General features: G+C 40.8%; 16 protein-coding genes. 3 read left to right on the top strand and 13 right to left on the bottom strand.

Annotated features, from left to right (window positions below):
* The 9 genes from JEP36_RS11540 to sfsA all read right to left on the bottom strand — a co-directional run bounded on the left by JEP36_RS11540 (position 1) and on the right by sfsA (position 7785).
* Positions 1 to 633 carry a response regulator transcription factor gene (locus tag JEP36_RS11540; RefSeq protein WP_109371574.1) on the bottom strand — a complete coding sequence of 211 codons (633 nt, stop codon included), beginning with the start codon at positions 631 to 633 and terminating at the stop codon, positions 1 to 3.
* 233 nt (positions 634 to 866) lie between these two features.
* On the bottom strand, positions 867 to 1247 hold the full coding sequence (gene panD / locus JEP36_RS11535; protein ID WP_198619405.1) for an aspartate 1-decarboxylase: 381 nt from the start codon (positions 1245 to 1247) through the stop codon (positions 867 to 869).
* Positions 1248 to 1279: 32 nt separating this feature from the next.
* Positions 1280 to 2131: a pantoate--beta-alanine ligase gene (gene panC / locus JEP36_RS11530; protein ID WP_198619406.1), complete on the bottom strand. Its 852-nt coding sequence runs from the start codon at positions 2129 to 2131 to the stop codon at positions 1280 to 1282.
* Between the two features lie 43 nt (positions 2132 to 2174).
* Entirely contained in the window at positions 2175 to 2966 is a 792-nt protein-coding gene (panB, locus tag JEP36_RS11525; RefSeq protein ID WP_109371570.1) for a 3-methyl-2-oxobutanoate hydroxymethyltransferase, read from the bottom strand.
* Between the two features lie 360 nt (positions 2967 to 3326).
* Positions 3327 to 3821, bottom strand: coding sequence for a 2-amino-4-hydroxy-6-hydroxymethyldihydropteridine diphosphokinase (gene folK, locus JEP36_RS11520; RefSeq protein ID WP_100159309.1), 495 nt, complete (start codon positions 3819 to 3821; stop codon positions 3327 to 3329).
* Positions 3814 to 5367 carry a polynucleotide adenylyltransferase PcnB gene (gene pcnB, locus JEP36_RS11515; protein ID WP_442958770.1) on the bottom strand — a complete coding sequence of 518 codons (1554 nt, stop codon included), beginning with the start codon at positions 5365 to 5367 and terminating at the stop codon, positions 3814 to 3816. The genes folK and pcnB overlap by 8 nt, the downstream gene beginning before the upstream one ends.
* Positions 5368 to 5457: 90 nt before the next feature.
* Positions 5458 to 6369, bottom strand: a complete 912-nt coding sequence (gene gluQRS / locus JEP36_RS11510) for a tRNA glutamyl-Q(34) synthetase GluQRS (protein ID WP_198619408.1) — start codon at positions 6367 to 6369, stop codon at positions 5458 to 5460.
* A gap of 53 nt (positions 6370 to 6422) precedes the next feature.
* Positions 6423 to 6878 (bottom strand): RNA polymerase-binding protein DksA, encoded by a 456-nt coding sequence (gene dksA, locus JEP36_RS11505; RefSeq protein ID WP_023580786.1) that lies wholly within the window; start codon positions 6876 to 6878, stop codon positions 6423 to 6425.
* A gap of 196 nt (positions 6879 to 7074) precedes the next feature.
* Positions 7075 to 7785, bottom strand: coding sequence for a DNA/RNA nuclease SfsA (gene sfsA, locus JEP36_RS11500; RefSeq protein WP_196532251.1), 711 nt, complete (start codon positions 7783 to 7785; stop codon positions 7075 to 7077).
* Positions 7786 to 7870: 85 nt separating this feature from the next.
* Here sfsA and hrpB point away from each other — a divergent pair, with 85 nt between their 5' ends.
* Both hrpB and mrcB read left to right on the top strand, forming a co-directional pair.
* A complete protein-coding gene (gene hrpB / locus JEP36_RS11495) occupies positions 7871 to 10303 on the top strand; it encodes an ATP-dependent helicase HrpB (RefSeq protein WP_198630234.1) in 2433 nt (810 codons plus the stop codon).
* 143 nt (positions 10304 to 10446) lie between these two features.
* Positions 10447 to 12753 (top strand): bifunctional glycosyl transferase/transpeptidase, encoded by a 2307-nt coding sequence (gene mrcB, locus JEP36_RS11490; RefSeq protein WP_198630215.1) that lies wholly within the window; start codon positions 10447 to 10449, stop codon positions 12751 to 12753.
* Positions 12754 to 12766: 13 nt separating this feature from the next.
* Here mrcB and JEP36_RS11485 read toward each other — a convergent pair whose 3' ends face one another.
* Positions 12767 to 13150, bottom strand: coding sequence for a hypothetical protein (locus JEP36_RS11485; RefSeq protein ID WP_198630214.1), 384 nt, complete (start codon positions 13148 to 13150; stop codon positions 12767 to 12769).
* Between the two features lie 251 nt (positions 13151 to 13401).
* Positions 13402 to 14688 (bottom strand): glutamate-1-semialdehyde 2,1-aminomutase, encoded by a 1287-nt coding sequence (gene hemL / locus JEP36_RS11480; RefSeq protein ID WP_198619410.1) that lies wholly within the window; start codon positions 14686 to 14688, stop codon positions 13402 to 13404.
* Positions 14689 to 14963: 275 nt separating this feature from the next.
* On the opposite strand from hemL, the gene erpA reads away from it, so the two are divergent.
* Complete coding sequence (gene erpA / locus JEP36_RS11475; RefSeq protein WP_006534944.1) at positions 14964 to 15308, top strand: iron-sulfur cluster insertion protein ErpA; 345 nt, start codon at positions 14964 to 14966, stop codon at positions 15306 to 15308.
* A 268-nt stretch (positions 15309 to 15576) separates the two neighbouring features.
* Here the strand turns inward: erpA and btuF are convergent, their stop codons facing one another.
* Positions 15577 to 16404: a vitamin B12 ABC transporter substrate-binding protein BtuF gene (gene btuF / locus JEP36_RS11470; protein ID WP_198630213.1), complete on the bottom strand. Its 828-nt coding sequence runs from the start codon at positions 16402 to 16404 to the stop codon at positions 15577 to 15579.
* A 104-nt stretch (positions 16405 to 16508) separates the two neighbouring features.
* A complete protein-coding gene (gene mtnN / locus JEP36_RS11465; protein ID WP_109371548.1) occupies positions 16509 to 17204 on the bottom strand; it encodes a 5'-methylthioadenosine/S-adenosylhomocysteine nucleosidase in 696 nt (231 codons plus the stop codon).
* Positions 17205 to 17287 lie beyond the last annotated feature (83 nt).

Below are 17287 nucleotides of genomic sequence, written 5' to 3'. Positions count from 1 at the left end.
TTACAGCGAGCCTGTAATCAATTGATTTTTTAAGGCGAAATGAACCAGATCGATAGTGGTTTCACAGCTTAATTTACCAAGAACATTGGCTCGATGAACGTGAACGGTTTTGTGGCTAAGGTTAAGTTGTACCGCAATTGTTTTGACATTAACGCCTTGAACTAAAAGATTGAAAATCTCTCTTTCGCGAGGTGTTAACGTATGTAATGCATCTTCTTTTTCGGGTGTTTGTCGTAACGCTTTCATTGCATCAGAACAAAGATAACAGCCACCTTGATGTACAGCGCGTACGGCTTGTACTAACTCTTCAGGGCCACAACGTTTTGTTAAATAACCGCGGGCGCCCGAATCTAATGCGCTTTGAACAAAAGCGGGCGTATCGTAGATACTTAAAATAATGGTGCGAAAATCAGGGCGCTTTTGTTTTAAGCGACTTTGGAGTTGTAGACCACTTTCGCCAGGCATAGAGAGATCCATCACAGCAACATCAATATCGTCATGTGCTAAATAAGGCCATGCTTCTTGCCCATTAGAATATTCACCCACGATATGAATATCGGGTTCTAACATTAAGAGTTGTGCAAATCCTGAACGCACAACAATGTGATCATCTACTAAAGCAACTTTTATCATAATTTTTTATTAGTCAGAGAGTAGTCAGACAATACTTATATGATTTATAACAAGCTACAGAAAGATAAGCGAGGAAAAATGGAGAAGAAACACGGTTTTGAATCTTATGTCTCGTTTTTGTCGTGGTGAATCGTGACAAGCAAATAATAACAATAGATTATTTATTATTCAGGTGATAATTCCCCATAAACAGGGAACCTCTGTTTATGGGGAAATGTGTTATTTCTTATTGATTAAGCAACTTGAACAGGAACCGCTTTTGCAATACGTTTCATCTCGTTGTTATCTTCAAAATAAGCAATATTAGGTTTATGGCTACGCGCATCACTATCAGGAATTTGCACATAAGAACAAATAATTAAGCGATCGCCAACGGCGGCACGACGCGCAGCTGCTCCATTGACTGAAATAATCCGAGAGCCTCTTTCGGCACAAATGGCATAGGTTGAAAAACGCTCACCATTATCAACGTTATAAATATCAATCGCTTCATTTTCAAGAATGCCTGCGGCATCCATAAAATCCTGATCAATTGCGCAAGAGCCTTCATAGTTAAGATCAGCTTGTGTGACTTTTACGCGATGAAGTTTGCCTTGTAACATAGTGCGTAGCATTGTTGTGTTTCCTATTTTTCTAATAATGAATATTAAACAAGGTTAACTTGCTGGTTATCAATCAAGCGTGTATTACCTAGCCATGCAGCCATTAAAATCACGGCCCGATGGCTCTCTTCATTTAATGGTGTGAGTGTATCCGCATCACAAATAAAGCACTCATCTGCACGAAAACCTTGCTGCTCTAAGGTGTTTTTTGCATTTTGCAGTAGCTGATTAACATCATGATTGCCCGACTTTAGTTGTTCTGCAATTTCTTGCATCGCTTGATAAAGTGCAGGGGCTTGTTGTTTTTCGTTATCAGATAATAGACGATTGCGCGAACTGAGCGCTAAACCATTTTTGTCACGTACGATAGCAACAGGAACGATGCTGATATCCATACATAAATCGCTTACCATCTTTTTGATAATTTGCAGTTGTTGGAAGTCTTTTTCACCGAACATCGCAACATCAGGTTGTACAAGGTTAAAAAGCTTACTGACAACTGTCGTGACACCACGGAAATGACCAGGACGGCTTGCGCCTTCTAATACGGTAGATAATACAGGGACATCAACAGTTGTTTGATTTTCCATACCGTGTGGATACATTTCTTTTGCTGAAGGCGCAAAGATAATATCGACATGTTTATCACGCAGTAACTCGCAATCTTCTTGTAAAGTACGAGGATAATTTGCTAAATCCGCTTCTCTATCAAATTGAAGTGGGTTAACAAAAATAGATGTGATCACAACATCTGCGTGAATACGCGCTTCTTCAATTAATTTTAGGTGACCTTCATGCAGATTACCCATTGTTGGAACCAATGCAATGCGTTTACCTTCTTGCTTTAATCGCTTGATTTCTCTGCGTAAGATAAGCGTAGTTTCAATAATTAGCACGGCGTGACTCCTTTTAAACAATATTGATAATTAAGATAATAAATCAGTTAAATGAATGTTTTTCTTCTGGAAACAGGCCTTGTTCAACTTGTTGAACATAAAGACTAACCGCACCTTTTAAGGAGCCTGCTTCTTGTAAAAAGTCTTTTGAAAACTTAGGGGCTTGAGGTGTTAAACCTAATAAATCATGCATAACAAGAATTTGTCCATCTGTGACATTGCCTGCCCCAATACCAATAACAGGCATCGTTAATGCGTCTGTAATTGTTTTAGCCAGAGTAACAGGAACACATTCCAATACCGCCAATTGAGCACCCGCATTTTCAAGGGCGATGGCATCTTGCTTCAATTGCTCGGCTTCATCGTGCTCTCTACCTTGGATTTTATAACCTCCAAAGACGTTGACAGATTGTGGTGTTAGACCTAAATGAATACAGACAGGAACCGCACGCTCAGTGAGCATTTTAACGGTAGGAATTAACCAACTTCCACCTTCAATCTTCACCATATTAGCTCCTGCTTGCATCAGAATGCCGGCATTAAGACAAGCTTGCTCAGGGGTGGAATAAGACATAAACGGCATATCTGCAATCAAGAAAGCATTAGGCGCACCCGCTCTTACACAACGAGTGTGGTAGGCAATTTGTTCAACGGTGACAGGCAAGGTGCTGTTATGACCTTGTAGTGTCATACCCAATGAATCACCAATCAGCATGGCTTGAATACCTTCTTGTGCAAAAAGGCGAGCAAAACTTGCATCATAAGCGGTGATTGTGGCGAATTTTTTCTTTTCTTGCTTATAGCGGTTCAGCGTTGAAAGCGTAGTGGGTTTCATTGTAACAAACTCCATCATTGTCATTTTTTTGTGTGTAGATAAAATTAATTACTTCACATAATTGTTTGTTTATTAAAGAAAATGTTAGATCATCAAAATAAAGCCGCTTTCGATTGTAGCATTTAAGGACTAAAAACGAAGAAAAAGTAATTAAATGAGTAATGAAAAATAATAAATGATAATTTTTATTTATATTTATCAATTGCCTATATGTGAAAAATAAATATAAAAGAGTTTAGATATTGGGGAGGAGAGATGTGTTTGAAAAATTGAGGGAAAGTAAAAGAGAAGAGATAGGCTGATACTGTTTATATTTTTTACAGTATCAACCTTTAGCATTAAGAACGTACTAGTGTGAAATTACCACTTTTCCATGCCGTTTTCAGGCACTAACGCCAATCTATCTGCTAATAACTCACCATCAGGAAAGCGAAGATCGGGTGCTAATTCCGCTAATGGATAAAGCATAAATTCACGTACTTTAAGCCCGTAATGAGGTACGGTTAATCGCTCGGTTTGGATCACGTCATCACCAAATAACATAATATCAAGATCAAGCGTTCTTGGGCCCCAACGGTTGCCTTCTTTTCTAACACGACCTTGCGCTAATTCAATCGCTTGTGTGTTATTAAGCAACTCTTCAGGTGCTAACGTTGTATCAACCGCAACAGCGACATTAAGATAATCAGGCTGATCTTGTGGTCCCATTGGGCGAGTACGATACCAAGATGATTGTGCAATCAATGTTGTTTGTGGGATCTCACTGATTGCCTTAATCGCTGAATTCACCTGATTTTCAGGTGAATTCAAATTGCTACCTAAAATGATATAAACACGTTTTTTCTGTTTACTCATTGGTATTCTCGTGTCTTGATGCTGGTTTTGCGCTTGGATGACGAGGGCGTTTACGTGGACGCGGTCGTTTACGAACGGGTGCTTGGCCTAATTCAGAGACCATTGAGCGCTGTTGCGTATTGTTAGAGGCTTGGAAATCAGCCCACCAACCAGCTAACGCTTGAAGCTCTGGATTGTGTTGTACATTGGCACGTAATTCCAGTAAATCGAATGCTGCACGGAATTTAGGGTGCTCAAGTAATTTATTCGCACGACGACCTTGGCGTTTAGGTAAACGTTGCTGTAATTGCCAGATATCACGCATTGTTGTGGTAATGCGTTTTGGTATCGCAATAGTACGGCATTGCTCATCTAATATATCGTTCATCGCCATAGAGAAAGAGTCATAGTAAGAAAGACCACTTTCTTGGACTAATTTTTCGGCATGTTCAATTAATGGATACCACAGCATCGCCGCAAATAAGAACGCCGGATTGACTCGCATCTCTTTATTGATGCGGTAGTCCGTGTTTTTGAGAACTTGATCTAGCATTCTCTCCATCGGCGTATCATGTTGCTCTGTCATTTTAGATGCAATCAGCGGAAACAGCGGTTCAAGTAATTGATGACGACACATTAACTTGTAAGTTTTGTATCCTTGCCCCGTTTGTAATAATTTCAGCGATTCTTCAAAAAGACGAGCCGATGGAATATTACGTAATAAAGGAGCAAGTCTGGCAATTGGCTCTGCGGTTTCTGGCGCAATTTGCATATCCAATTTACTAGCAAAGCGAATGGCTCTAAGCATTCTGACGGGATCTTCGCGATAGCGCGTTTCAGGATCGCCAATTAAGCGAATAATACCCGCTTTCAGATCCGCTAAACCGCCGACGTAATCACGTACAGCAAAATCATCAACACCGTAATAGAGGCTGTTTAATGTAAAGTCACGACGGATGGCATCTTCTTCAATTGAGCCAAAAATATTGTCGCGCAGTAACATACCGCTTTGTGCTTGCTGGGATTGGTTATTGTCTGAAACTTCATGATCTTCATGAGAGCCGCGGAAAGTCGCAACTTCAATCACTTCAGGGCCAAACATAATATGAGCAAGACGGAAACGACGACCGACTAAACGGCTGTTACGGAATAATCGACGTACATCTTCAGGTGTTGCATTAGTGGCAATATCAAAATCTTTTGGTTTTTTTCCCAGTAATAAGTCACGGACACCGCTACCAACTAAATAAGCCTGAAAGCCAGAGTTATTTAGGCGATAAAGCACTTTTAATGCATTATCACTGATGTCGTTACGTGAAATTGGGTGTTGATCTCTTGGGATCACAGTCATTGGCAAATCACTCCCGTTCGCCTTTTCTTTATTACTCTTTTTTTTACGGGGACGGTCTGCGGATATAGCAGGACGCCGACGCACAGGTTTCTGTGTTTCTTGTATTGGTCGGTCAGATGCAGTGACTGGCCTTTCACTCGCTACCGGTTGTGTGTCTGATGACGTTGTTTGTCGCCCTAGCAGATTACGGCAGAAATGTGCTACTCGATTAAAAATATGACACCTCGAATAATAAATTCTAATAATTAAAAAATTAAGCGGCTAATCATAGCCTACTGAACATTTTTTGAGAATGCTTTGTGTGGTTTATTCATACCCTTGTTGCTGATGATTTTGTTTTAAAATCTCAGAAGGTGACCACTGCGCTATCGCAATCTCTAACAATGATGCTAACGAATAATCTTGCCAACCCGCAATAATAGGCTGATTAAGAAACCGTAAAGCATCGATAATGACGGGTCTTGGATCAGTATCTGGTAACGCATTTGCGTGATTTTGTTTTGATAATTTATTACCGTCATGATTTATTGCTAAAGGTAAATGAGCATAACGCGGAATAGGTAAATTCAGTTGTTTATGTAAACTGATTTGTCGCAATGTGGGATCAAGTAGATCGGCACCTCTAACAACTTCGGTTACACCCTGATAACTATCATCAATCACTGTCACTAGATTATACGCAAATAAGTTATCTTTTCTGTGAATAATCATATCTTCTAACACGATAGACGTACTCTTTGAATAATATGTACCTTGAATGACATCTTCAAAATGATAAACAGGATGCTGTTGGATCAACCTCCATGCACTCTCTTTATCAAAAGGTGTAACATTAGTTGTGAGTGGCTCGCGATGACGACAGTGGTTATCATACACACCCCCTAAGTCATGTAAACGATGACGGCTACAATGACAGTGATAGCAAACACCTTCTTTCCAAAGAGTGTGTAAAATCTCACGGTAAGCATCATGGCGTTGCGATTGATAGAGGATCTCTTCATCCCAGAACAAACCATAATGTTCTAATGTACGAATAATTTGGGATGCAGTGCCGGGAGGTTCTCTAAGAGGGTCGATATCATCGATGCGCAAAAGCCAACGCCCGTGGTGTGCGCGAGCTTGAAGATAACTGCCAAGTGCAGTAACCAATGAGCCAAAATGAAGTTGACCCGTTGGCGATGGCGCAAAGCGCCCAATATAGTCTGTAATCTCGTGCATCGAAAGATTCAGATTAACGCCTCAACGTATTAGGCTGAGGCGTTTGCTCATTATTAGCCAGCCATCTGTTTTTCACGGATTTCAGCTAATGTCTTACAGTCGATACATAAATCTGCTGTAGGACGAGCTTCTAAACGGCGAATGCCGATTTCCACTCCACAAGATTCACAGAAACCAAAGTCATCATCTTCGACTTTTTTCAGTGTTTTCTCGATTTTCTTAATGAGTTTACGTTCACGATCACGGTTACGCAGCTCAAGACTGAATTCTTCTTCTTGTGCAGCACGGTCAACGGGATCTGGGAAGTTTGCCGCCTCATCTTGCATATGAGTAACGGTGCGGTTGACTTCATCCCTGAGCTGATTGCGCCAAGATTCAAGTATTAGCTTAAAATGCGCTAATTGGGCTTCGTTCATGTACTCTTCGCCCGCTTTTTCCTGATATGGCTCAACGCCAGCAATAGCGAGAATGCTCATGGACGATGTTTTACGCTTTTGCCCTTCTTGCATAATGCTTCTCCTACATACGCATTTCTGAATAATCCCCACCTTCAAAACAGGAAGGGGAAAAAATAGGGCGCTATAAATAGCAGATGCCCGCGAGGATAGCAATTATTCCTTCAATAAGTTTTCTCATGGTGTGAAGGCACGCAAGTAAATGTCCCTTTTTAGTTAAAAAATGCTTAACCAATGCCATGCGTTTCAATTAACTATTTGAAATAAAAGGTAATTGCTGTCCAATTGTTAAATTGTATTCACTAATATTGATGCGATAACACAAGATTTCAACCCCTGCATCACTCGCTTCTTTTAGCAGTGAAGCATAGTTAGGGTCAATCTCTTTAGCAACAGTCACTTCCGTAATGCCAGTATGGGGAACTGCGTAGAATAAGACAGCCCTTAAACCCAATTTTGCGATAGCGGTCAACTCTCTAAGATGTTTCTGGCCACGTTCTGTCTTTGCATCAGGGAAATAACCCATACCGTTGTCGAGTAAGGTGACTGACTTCACTTCAATATAACAGTCAACTTTATGATTTGATTTAAGTAAAATGTCAATACGACTGTTCTCACTACCGTATTTCACTTCTCGTTTTATCTCGTCATATTCAGATAATTCTGGAATGTCACCTGCTTCAATGGCATCTGCAACAATACCGTTTGCCCTTAAGGTATTTACACAAATCCAATCATCGGTTTGGGTCTGTGTAAGTTCCCAACTGTGCGGGTATTTTCTTTTTGCATTTGAAGAGGTGGAATACCAAACAGTATCACCGGGAGTCGCACATCCCGTCATTGCGCCTGTGTTGGCGCAATGGAGCGTGAATTCTTCCCCATTTGGGGTGACAACGTCTGCTAAAAAACGCTTATATCGTTTTAGTAAAGTGGCGGATTGTAGCGGTTGCTCAAATTTCATAATGACTCCGAGGAAAATATGACCTTTAATAAAGCGCTAATGCTACAATGCCAAGCCAAGAAAGTTAATGAATCATGGAGCCTGTGTGCATTTATTGCCAATCTTTGATGTAACAGAAAAAATCGTTGCTGCGTTAAAACAATCCCCACAAGTTTTGCTTCATGCTCCCACTGGTGCAGGTAAATCCACGGCGCTTCCCCTTTATTTACTGGAGCAAAATTGCTTTGATGGCAAAATAATTTTATTAGAGCCAAGACGAATTGCTGCCAAAAGTATTGCTTATCGTTTAGCCAGTCAGCTAAATGAAGAAGTTGGCAATACGGTGGGGTATCGAATGAAAGCGGAAAGCAAAGTCAGCTCAAAAACTCGACTTGAAGTGGTAACAGAAGGGGTATTAAACCGTATGTTACAGCAAGATCCTGAGTTGGCTGGCGTAAGCCTTGTGATTTTAGATGAATTTCATGAACGCAGTTTACAGGCTGATTTAGCATTGGCTTTATTGCTCGATGTACAAATGGGATTACGTGATGATTTGCGTGTGTTGATTATGTCAGCAACATTGGATAATCAAAAGCTCACCGCATTATTACCTGATGCTCCTATGATCAGCGCTGAAGGCCGTAGCTATCCTGTAGAACGAGTCTATTTTCCTATCAATACACATCAACCCTTTGAGCAAGAAATTGCCACTATGGCTTTACGATTACTTGCGCAAGAATCGGGTTCCATGCTGATTTTCTTGCCGGGTAGTGCCGAAATCGTGCGTGTTGCTGACATTCTAAAAGATAAAGTGGATAACAATGTTTTGTTATTTCCTCTTTATGGTGCGCTTTCATTAGCTGAACAACAAAAAGCGATTGAACCCACAGAGAAAGGTTATCGGAAAGTCGTTCTTGCGACCAATATCGCAGAAACGAGTCTTACCATTGAAGGAATTCGTTTAGTCCTTGATAGTGCTATTGAAAAGCGCGCTCAATTTGATTTGAAAAGTGGTGTCACTAGCTTATTGCGTCAACGAACTAGTCAATCATCACAAACGCAAAGAGCTGGGCGAGCAGGGCGTCTTGAGGCAGGTATTTGCTGGCATTTAATAAGCCAAGAACAAGCAGAGCGCGTTGCTTCTCATCAATTGCCTGAAATATTAAGCAGTGATTTATCATCGTTATGGCTTTCTGTTTTGCAGTGGGGATGTCGTGATATTAATCAGTTGAACTGGTTGGATACACCAACACCACAAGTATTACATACCGCTAAAGAGTTATTGTATCGTTTGGGGGCGATAGATAAACAAGGTGGATTAACACCACGAGGTTCACGTATGGCGCAATGGGGCATTGAGCCTCGATTAGCAGCAGTTTTGGATTATGCGAGTGAGCAAAGTGATAATCATCTTGTTACTGCCGCACGTCTATGTGCAATTTTAGAAGAGCCTCCAAGAGGACAAGAAATTAATCTAGAGTGGATTGCACAACAAAAGAATACCTTCTGGTCACGACGTGAAAAACAGCTCTCTCAACATCGAAAAGGAACGTTTTGCTCGGAATTGTTAGGTTCATTATTAGCGGTAGGATTTCCTGATAGGATTGCTAAAAATCGTGATAATCAAGGGCGTTTTCGTTTAGCAAATGGGCAAGGTGCTATGATGGATGACTCGCAATCTATGAGTAATGCACCGTGGATTTTAGCGCCATTATTACTGCAAAATGCACATTATGCTGATGTCCGTATTTTATTAGCTTTGCCTATTGATATTGATGAAATATCAGCTACCTTTCCTAAGCTTATTGAAAATAATACCACGGTTGAATGGGATGAAAAACGCGGTACGTTAGTTGCATGGCAACAACGTCAATTAGGGCGATTAACCTTAAGTCAGCGTCAACTCGACAAGCCCAATAAACAGCAAATGCAACAAGCGTTATTGAATTGGTTAAGAGAGAACGGCTTAAGTGCTTTAGCACTTAGTGAAGAGACTCAACAGTTTTTTATTCGTCTTTCTTTAGCGAAAAAGTGGTGCCCAGAAGCGTTATTGCCTGATTTAGAAGAAGCTGTGTTACTTGAAACGTTAGAAACATGGCTCTTACCTGAACTTGGAGAAGTTCAGACATTAAAAGCATTACAACAAATTGATATTAATACGATTATTAAAAATCAATTAACATGGCATGAAAATCAGTTGCTTCAAAGCTTATTTCCAACGCATTATTTGGCGCCGACAGGGACAAAAGTGATTATCAATTATGATTTGGAGTTGCCGCCTGTGATTGCTATTCGTATTCAAGAAGTTTATGGCGAACAACAAAGCCCTATTATTGCGAATGGTCAATTGCCTGTAGTCATGGAATTATTGTCACCAGCACATCGTCCTATCCAAAAAACACAAGATTTAGCCACGTTTTGGGCAGGAAGTTATAAAGAGGTGCAAAAAGAGATGAAAGGGCGCTATCCAAAGCATTTATGGCCTGATGATCCAGCGAATACGGCACCGACTCGGCGAGTAAAAAAATATAGCCAATAAATGAATATTAGTTTCACCCCAGATCAATATGCTCTAGTTTTATTCGTATTTGAGAGCTTTCTTGTGGGATCACACAGAAAAATAGCGACAATGTTAGGCTTCTTTATCCCGTGATAAAGGGGTTTTAATGAGAGATACAGTTCATGAGTAGAAAGAAAAGACCAGCGAAACAAACCAAAAGAGGTCGTTCTTGGTTTTGGTTATTTGTCAAAATCGCCATTGTGGTTGCGGTTTTAATGGGCATTTATGGTGTTTATTTACATTCTCAAATCAAAGAGCGCCTTGATGGCAATGTTTGGGAATTACCTGCTGCGGTTTACGGACGTACCGTTAACTTAGAACCGGGCATGAATTATAGCCAAAAAGAGATGGTGAGCTTACTTGAGGGTATGCAATACCGCAATGTTAACAAAATCACACGTCCTGGCGAGTTTGTGGTAAGAGGCAACACCATTGAAATGTTGCGCCGACCATTTGATTTCCCTGATGGTCGTGAAGAGCAAATTTTAGCTAAATTAGCCTTTGAGCAAAATTCACTTGTTAGTATCACTAACATGGATAATCAGCGCCAATTTGGCTTTTTCCGTCTTGATCCTAAGCTGATTACCATGATGCAATCTGCAAATGGTGAGCAACGTTTATTCTTAGCAAGAGACAAATTTCCACAGTTATTAGTGGATACGTTAATTGCAACAGAAGATCGTCGCTTCTATGAGCATGACGGTATCAGCCTGTATTCTATTGGTCGTGCTGTATTAGCGAATTTTACTGCGGGTAAAGCGGTTCAAGGCGGTAGTACGTTAACGCAACAGTTAGTGAAAAACCTATTTTTGACTAACGAAAGAACGCTAAAAAGAAAGCTTAATGAAGCCTATATGGCAATCATTATGGATGCGAGTTATAGCAAAGATCGCATTTTAGAGCTGTATCTTAACGAAGTCTTTTTAGGGCAAAGTGGTGATGAACAGATCCGTGGTTTCCCATTAGCTAGCCTTTATTATTTTGGTCGTCCCGTTGATGAACTAAGCCTTGATCAGCAAGCGCTTTTAGTGGGTATGGTTAAAGGTGCATCAGCTTATAACCCTTGGCGTAATCCAAAAGCGGCGTTAGAGCGTCGTAATGTAGTATTAAAACTGCTGGAAACCCAAGAGATAATCGACCAAGAGCTTTATAACGTGCTTAGTGCGCGTCCTTTAGGGGTGAAGCCACGTAGTGAAGCGTTAACGCCTCAACCTGCGTTTATGCAATTGGTTCGCCAAGAGTTACAAACAACCCTAGGCGATAAAGTAAAAGATTTATCGGGTACGAAAATCTTCACAACATTAGATCCTGTCTCGCAAGACGCGGCTGAAAAAGCGGTTGAAGTGGGTGTCGCTGATTTACGTAAAACACGTAAAATAGACGATCTTGAAGGGGCAATGGTGGTTGTTGACCGTTTAAGTGGTGAAGTTAGGGCGTTAGTAGGAGGCTCTCAACCACAATATGCGGGCTTTAACCGCGCATTATCAGCACGTCGTTCTATTGGCTCTCTGGCAAAACCTGCCACATATTTAACGGCATTAAGTGAGCCTGATCGTTTTCGTTTAAATACATGGCTTGCTGATGAACCTATTTCAGTGCCTATTCCGGGGAGTAAGCCTTGGCAACCCCGTAACTACGATCGCGGTTATAAAGGTAAATTAATGCTGGTGGATGCATTAGCAACCTCACGCAATATACCTACTGTAAATCTTGGTTTAGAAGTCGGATTAGATCGAGTAATTCAAACTTGGATTAACTTGGGCGCCCCAGCGGAAAATCTGGAAAAAGTACCCGCGATGCTATTAGGTGCATTAAACTTAACACCAATGGAAGTGGCTCAAACCTTCCAAACAATTGGTAGTTTAGGTAATCGTGCAAAACTATCATCATTGCGCTCTGTTATTGCCCAAGATGGTACAGTGCTTTATCAAAGTTATCCTCAAGCGGAAACCACTGTTTCACCTCAAGCGGCTTATATGACGCTATTTGGTATGCAGCAAGTGGTGAATTCAGGAACAGCATGGCGTGTATTAAAACCAAAATTTGGTAATTACAACCTTGCGGGTAAAACGGGTACCACTAACGATTTACGTGATAGTTGGTTTGCGGGGATTGACGGCAAAGAAGTGACGATTTCATGGATGGGACGTGACAATAATGGTCCAACGAACTTAACGGGTTCAACAGGGGCATTATTGCTGTATCGTAACTATTTAGAGAATCAGGCACCGTTGAAATTAAATCCACCAGCACCAGAAGATATCGCAGAGATGTCTGTTGATGCCCAAGGTAACTTTGCTTGTTACGGCGGTGGAGTGCGTACATTGCCAGTATGGACATCAAACCCAGATGGATTGTGTACGCCCATTCAGCAAGATACCGATGAAAGTGGCGCGCCAAAGTGGTTACAAGATCTGTTTTCTGAGTAAGTCATCACGTAGGTTAGGTAAAATAAAAACGGCACGTAAGTGCCGTTTGTTTTTTTGTTGCTATAGCGTAGTTATTTTGAGCAAGTTTAAGGTTAATATCAATTTGCATAGCCATCTCTTCATAGGTAATGCCTTGCTTTTTTAGCTCTAAGGTAATGATTTTTTTAATCTCATGCTCTTCTAGTGCAAATAGATTAAGTGATTTTTCAGGGTTGCATATCTCATTGAAATAACGATAGTTATTTGATTTTTGCTTAGAGTTTAATTCTAAGAATAGCCTTGTTTTTTCTTCAGCTGATAAATCATCGATTGTCTTCAAAATTTTATTAAGGCTCATTTTTGATACTTTGAGTCGTATTTTAAAGCCACCATGGCAATAAATGATTAAATTTAACACGAAAGTATCAAATATGACGCTTCGATTTGTGTTTTAAAGTCATTATGGCAACAATGGGTTGAATTTAATTCAAAGATGTCAAAAATGATACTTCTATTGATATTGGATAGGAAAAAGAAACTATAACCGCCCGTAAAACGGGTGGTTATGATTTAAGACGCTGACGCGACTTAAACTGGCTAAAGCCAATAATAAAAAGCCAGTCACTTCACAATTGTGAACTGACTGGCTTTTATAAAGGGATATTTAAACTAGCCTTTCATTTTTTCAAAAGCATATTCCGCCGCATCAATAGTGCGTTGAATATCTTCTTTTGTATGAGCGATAGACATAAAGCCCGCTTCAAATGCAGAAGGCGCAAGGTAGACGCGTTTTTCCAGCATTAAGTGGAAGAATTGTTTAAAGCGCTCGACATCACAATTCATCACATCTTGGTAGCAAGTGACTTCTTTCGCATCAGTAAAGAATAGGCCAAACATACCACCAACATGGTTGATAACCATTGGAATGCCTGCTTGTTGAGCTTTCTCAAGTAAACCGTCAGCTAGCATCGTTGTTAGCTCATCTAATGTTTGATGAACACCTGGCTGTGAAACTTCGTGTAAACACGCTAGACCTGCTGCCATTGCAATAGGGTTGCCTGATAAGGTTCCTGCTTGATAAACAGGGCCAATTGGCGCGAGTTTAGACATTACATCCATATGTCCGCCAAAAGCACCTACAGGCATACCGCCACCGATAATCTTACCAAGGCACGTTAAGTCAGGATCAACATCGTAATAGGCTTGTGCGCCACCTAATGCCACGCGAAAGCCTGTCATAACTTCATCAATAATCAGTAAAGCACCAAACTCATCACATAACGCACGTAAACCCGGTAAAAAGTCTGCTTTAGGTGGTACACAGTTCATATTGCCAGCAACGGGCTCCACGATGATACAAGCGACTTCTTCAGGATAGTTTTCAAATGCTTGGCGTACAGAGTTTAAGTCGTTGTAAGTGCAAGTTAAGGTGTGTTTGACAAAATCAGCAGGTACACCTGGTGAATTAGGTTGTCCCATAGTTAATGCGCCAGAGCCTGCTTTTACTAATAAGCAGTCAGCGTGACCGTGATAGCAACCTTCGAATTTGATGATTTTGTCACGTCCAGTATAGCCACGAGCAAGGCGAATGGCGCTCATTGTCGCTTCTGTGCCCGAGTTCACCATACGAACCATGTCCATTGATGGCACAAGTTCAGTGACTAGGTTTGCCATTTCAACTTCAGCGGCTGTTGGGGCTCCAAAGCTTAAACCTTTTTGTACCGCATCAGTCACTGCATCGCGAATAGCAGGGTGGTTGTGTCCTAATACCATCGGTCCCCATGAGCCAACATAGTCAAGGTAAGCGCGTCCGTCGGCATCATAAATATACGCACCATTAGCACGTTCAATAAAAAGAGGGGTTCCACCTACACCGTTAAATGCTCTAACAGGTGAGTTGACACCGCCGGGGATCACTTGTTGTGCGAGATTATAAAGCGTTTCAGACTTGCTCATGTCAGACTCCTAATGATGGGTGAGCGTAAGATTAAGGCGTATTCTAAAGCACCGCGCAGATGAAGCCAAATACACTGCAACAAGATTTTGATTTATCACTGTTATTGTGAGTATGTGAATTATCGTAAAAAGCGATAGGTAGCAAAAAGTGTATTTTGTCCACAACAAACTTGAAGGTTATGAGCAGGTATTAGATAATCATCACATTATATCAGCAAGAAAGATAAATTTTTGCTGGCTGTTTTTTTGCTGGAATACCCAGTCTGGAGTGAACAATGAGTGATGATATGGCTCTGCCGTTACAATTTACTGACGCGGCTGCAAATAAAGTAAAAGATCTGATTGCAGATGAAGAAAATCCAAATCTGCGTTTACGTGTTTATATCACGGGTGGCGGTTGTAGCGGATTCCAGTATGGTTTTACCTTTGATGATGCAATGAACGAAGGCGATATGACCATAGAAAAACAAGGTGTTGCCTTAGTGGTTGATCCTATGAGCTTGCAGTATTTAGTGGGCGGTTGTGTGGATTATACCGAGGGGTTAGAGGGTTCGCGTTTCATTGTAACTAATCCTAATGCTAAGAGTACCTGTGGTTGCGGCTCTTCTTTTAGTATCTGATCCTTCTTTGGCGTCGTGGCTGTGCAGTAGTGCTGTGGCGTTATAGCACCGCTCGTAATGCTTTGTGCTGTTTATCTTCTTTGGCGTCGTGGCTGTGCAGTAGTGCCACGGCGTTAGAGCAGTGCTCGTAATGCTCACATACTAATGTATGCTCCGCTTACTGCGCGCTGTCTGCCTTGTTGCACTGCTTGCTCGCTCACGACTTTTGTCTGTCGGTTAAAATTTTTTTCTCTTCTTTATTCTTTCTGAGCTTATTTCATAAAATCACTCATTCATTATTAGCGATGGCTTCGCAGATTTGCTGTGCTGCATTAATAATACGTGGTGAAGGGCGACTAAAACTGTCTTCATCAATAGCAATAACTGGAACAGTAAGCTGGGGTTGCCAAAATGTTTGTACGGTAGGTATTTGCTCTGCTTTACCACTGAATACAATCAAATCAGGTCGCTTTGTAAGTACTTGCTCACGATTTACTTGAGGCCAAGTGACAGGGCTATTAGCAAAGATATTCTCCCCACCACAAAGCGCTGTAATATGGCTCTGTAATGTGCGAGCTGATGTCGTAAATAAAGGTTGCATCCCAAACTGAATAAACACCTTTTTTTTAGGGTGATTCGATATATTTGATACATATTTTTGCTGTAACGCTTGATATTGCTGGCGCAATTGTTGGGCATTTTTTAATGCTATATCAGGATGATGGCTATAATTGGAAAGAGTAACGAGATCGTCTGCGATTTCTTCAATACTTTGTGGATCAGAATAAATGATAGAAATACCCAAAGCTTTTAATTGATCTAATGAACGTTGTGGATTACCGCCTTGCCATGCAATCACTAAATCAGGCTTTAATAATAGAATGCGCTCTATATTAATACCCTGCCAATTGGCAACTTGTTCAATATTTTTAGCATCCTCTGGATAATCAGAGTAAGCACTAACTCCGACAATATTATCACCCATACCTGCGGCATAAGCCATTTCAGTGGCAGATGGTGATAGTGTAATAACACGATCAGCGGGCGTGATAGCAATGGCGAAATTGAACCAAAATAATGAACAGAGTAATAACCCAAAATTGATAAATAAACGCATTACATTTCCAATAGTAAAAAATACCCACCTATTTTTTATCTTAGAATAAGCAAAAAATAAAGGCGGGATATTGATAAAGCAATATTAGAATTATCTCGACTTAATTAGTCTTTTAATTTATCCAACATCGCTGTCACCATTAAGCTTGATTGTTCTGCAGCAACAGATAAAAATTCATCAAAACTTAAGTGCGATTCTTTATCGGCTACATCAGAAATAGCACGAACAACAACAAATGGTGTGCCAAACTGATGGCAAACATGGCCAATCGCGGTTGATTCCATTTCTACGGCTGCAACATCTGGGAATGTGCGACGAATACGGGCTAAAGGTTCAGCGCCATTAATAAATGCATCACCACTACAAATTAAACCGCGAACAGCATTTAATTTTAGCGATTCAATACATTCTTCTGCTATTTGAACAAGTTTGGGTTCAGCAATAAAAGCAGGAGGACATTGTGCCATTTGACCAGGTTCATAACCAAACGCAGTAACATCTGCATCGTGATAGCGAACTTCCGTTGAAACAACGATATCACCGACATTTAATCTTGAGTCTAAGCCACCCGCAGAGCCAGTATTGATAACGACATCAGGACGAAAATGCTCAAGTAATAATGTTGTACCAATCGCTGCTGCAACTTTACCAATACCTGATTTTAATAATGCAACATCAACACCGTTGATTGTGCCTGTATAGATTTCACAGCCGCCACGAGATAAGATTTGGCAATCTTCAATTTTCTCACGCAGAAGTGTGACTTCTTGCTCCATTGCACCTATTACGCCAACTCTCATTGTGTCATACTCACTTGTAGGTTAATAATAAATAGAAATTTAAATAGAGTTTAACATCTATCAGAAAAACACGATATAACACA

This window comes from Proteus sp. PR00208, from assembly GCF_016238545.1.
Classification (GTDB): Bacteria; Pseudomonadota; Gammaproteobacteria; order Enterobacterales; family Enterobacteriaceae; genus Proteus.
Note: the sequence above shows the minus strand (reverse complement) of the source record. Positions and strands in the feature narration are given on the sequence as shown.

What these genes read in the sequence shown, in the direction of transcription:
- mrcB (WP_198630215.1), top strand. Translation starts at nt 10,447, where the DNA reads ATGAGTAGAAAGAAAAGACCAGCGAAACAAACCAAAAGAGGTCGTTCT.
- panD (WP_198619405.1), bottom strand. Translation starts at nt 1,247, where the DNA reads ATGCTACGCACTATGTTACAAGGCAAACTTCATCGCGTAAAAGTCACA.
- dksA (WP_023580786.1), bottom strand. Translation starts at nt 6,878, where the DNA reads ATGCAAGAAGGGCAAAAGCGTAAAACATCGTCCATGAGCATTCTCGCT.
- mtnN (WP_109371548.1), bottom strand. Translation starts at nt 17,204, where the DNA reads ATGAGAGTTGGCGTAATAGGTGCAATGGAGCAAGAAGTCACACTTCTG.
- JEP36_RS11540 (WP_109371574.1), bottom strand. Translation starts at nt 633, where the DNA reads ATGATAAAAGTTGCTTTAGTAGATGATCACATTGTTGTGCGTTCAGGA.
- erpA (WP_006534944.1), top strand. Translation starts at nt 14,964, where the DNA reads ATGAGTGATGATATGGCTCTGCCGTTACAATTTACTGACGCGGCTGCA.
- btuF (WP_198630213.1), bottom strand. Translation starts at nt 16,404, where the DNA reads ATGCGTTTATTTATCAATTTTGGGTTATTACTCTGTTCATTATTTTGG.
- panB (WP_109371570.1), bottom strand. Translation starts at nt 2,966, where the DNA reads ATGAAACCCACTACGCTTTCAACGCTGAACCGCTATAAGCAAGAAAAG.
- sfsA (WP_196532251.1), bottom strand. Translation starts at nt 7,785, where the DNA reads ATGAAATTTGAGCAACCGCTACAATCCGCCACTTTACTAAAACGATAT.
- gluQRS (WP_198619408.1), bottom strand. Translation starts at nt 6,369, where the DNA reads ATGCACGAGATTACAGACTATATTGGGCGCTTTGCGCCATCGCCAACG.
- folK (WP_100159309.1), bottom strand. Translation starts at nt 3,821, where the DNA reads ATGAGTAAACAGAAAAAACGTGTTTATATCATTTTAGGTAGCAATTTG.
- hemL (WP_198619410.1), bottom strand. Translation starts at nt 14,688, where the DNA reads ATGAGCAAGTCTGAAACGCTTTATAATCTCGCACAACAAGTGATCCCC.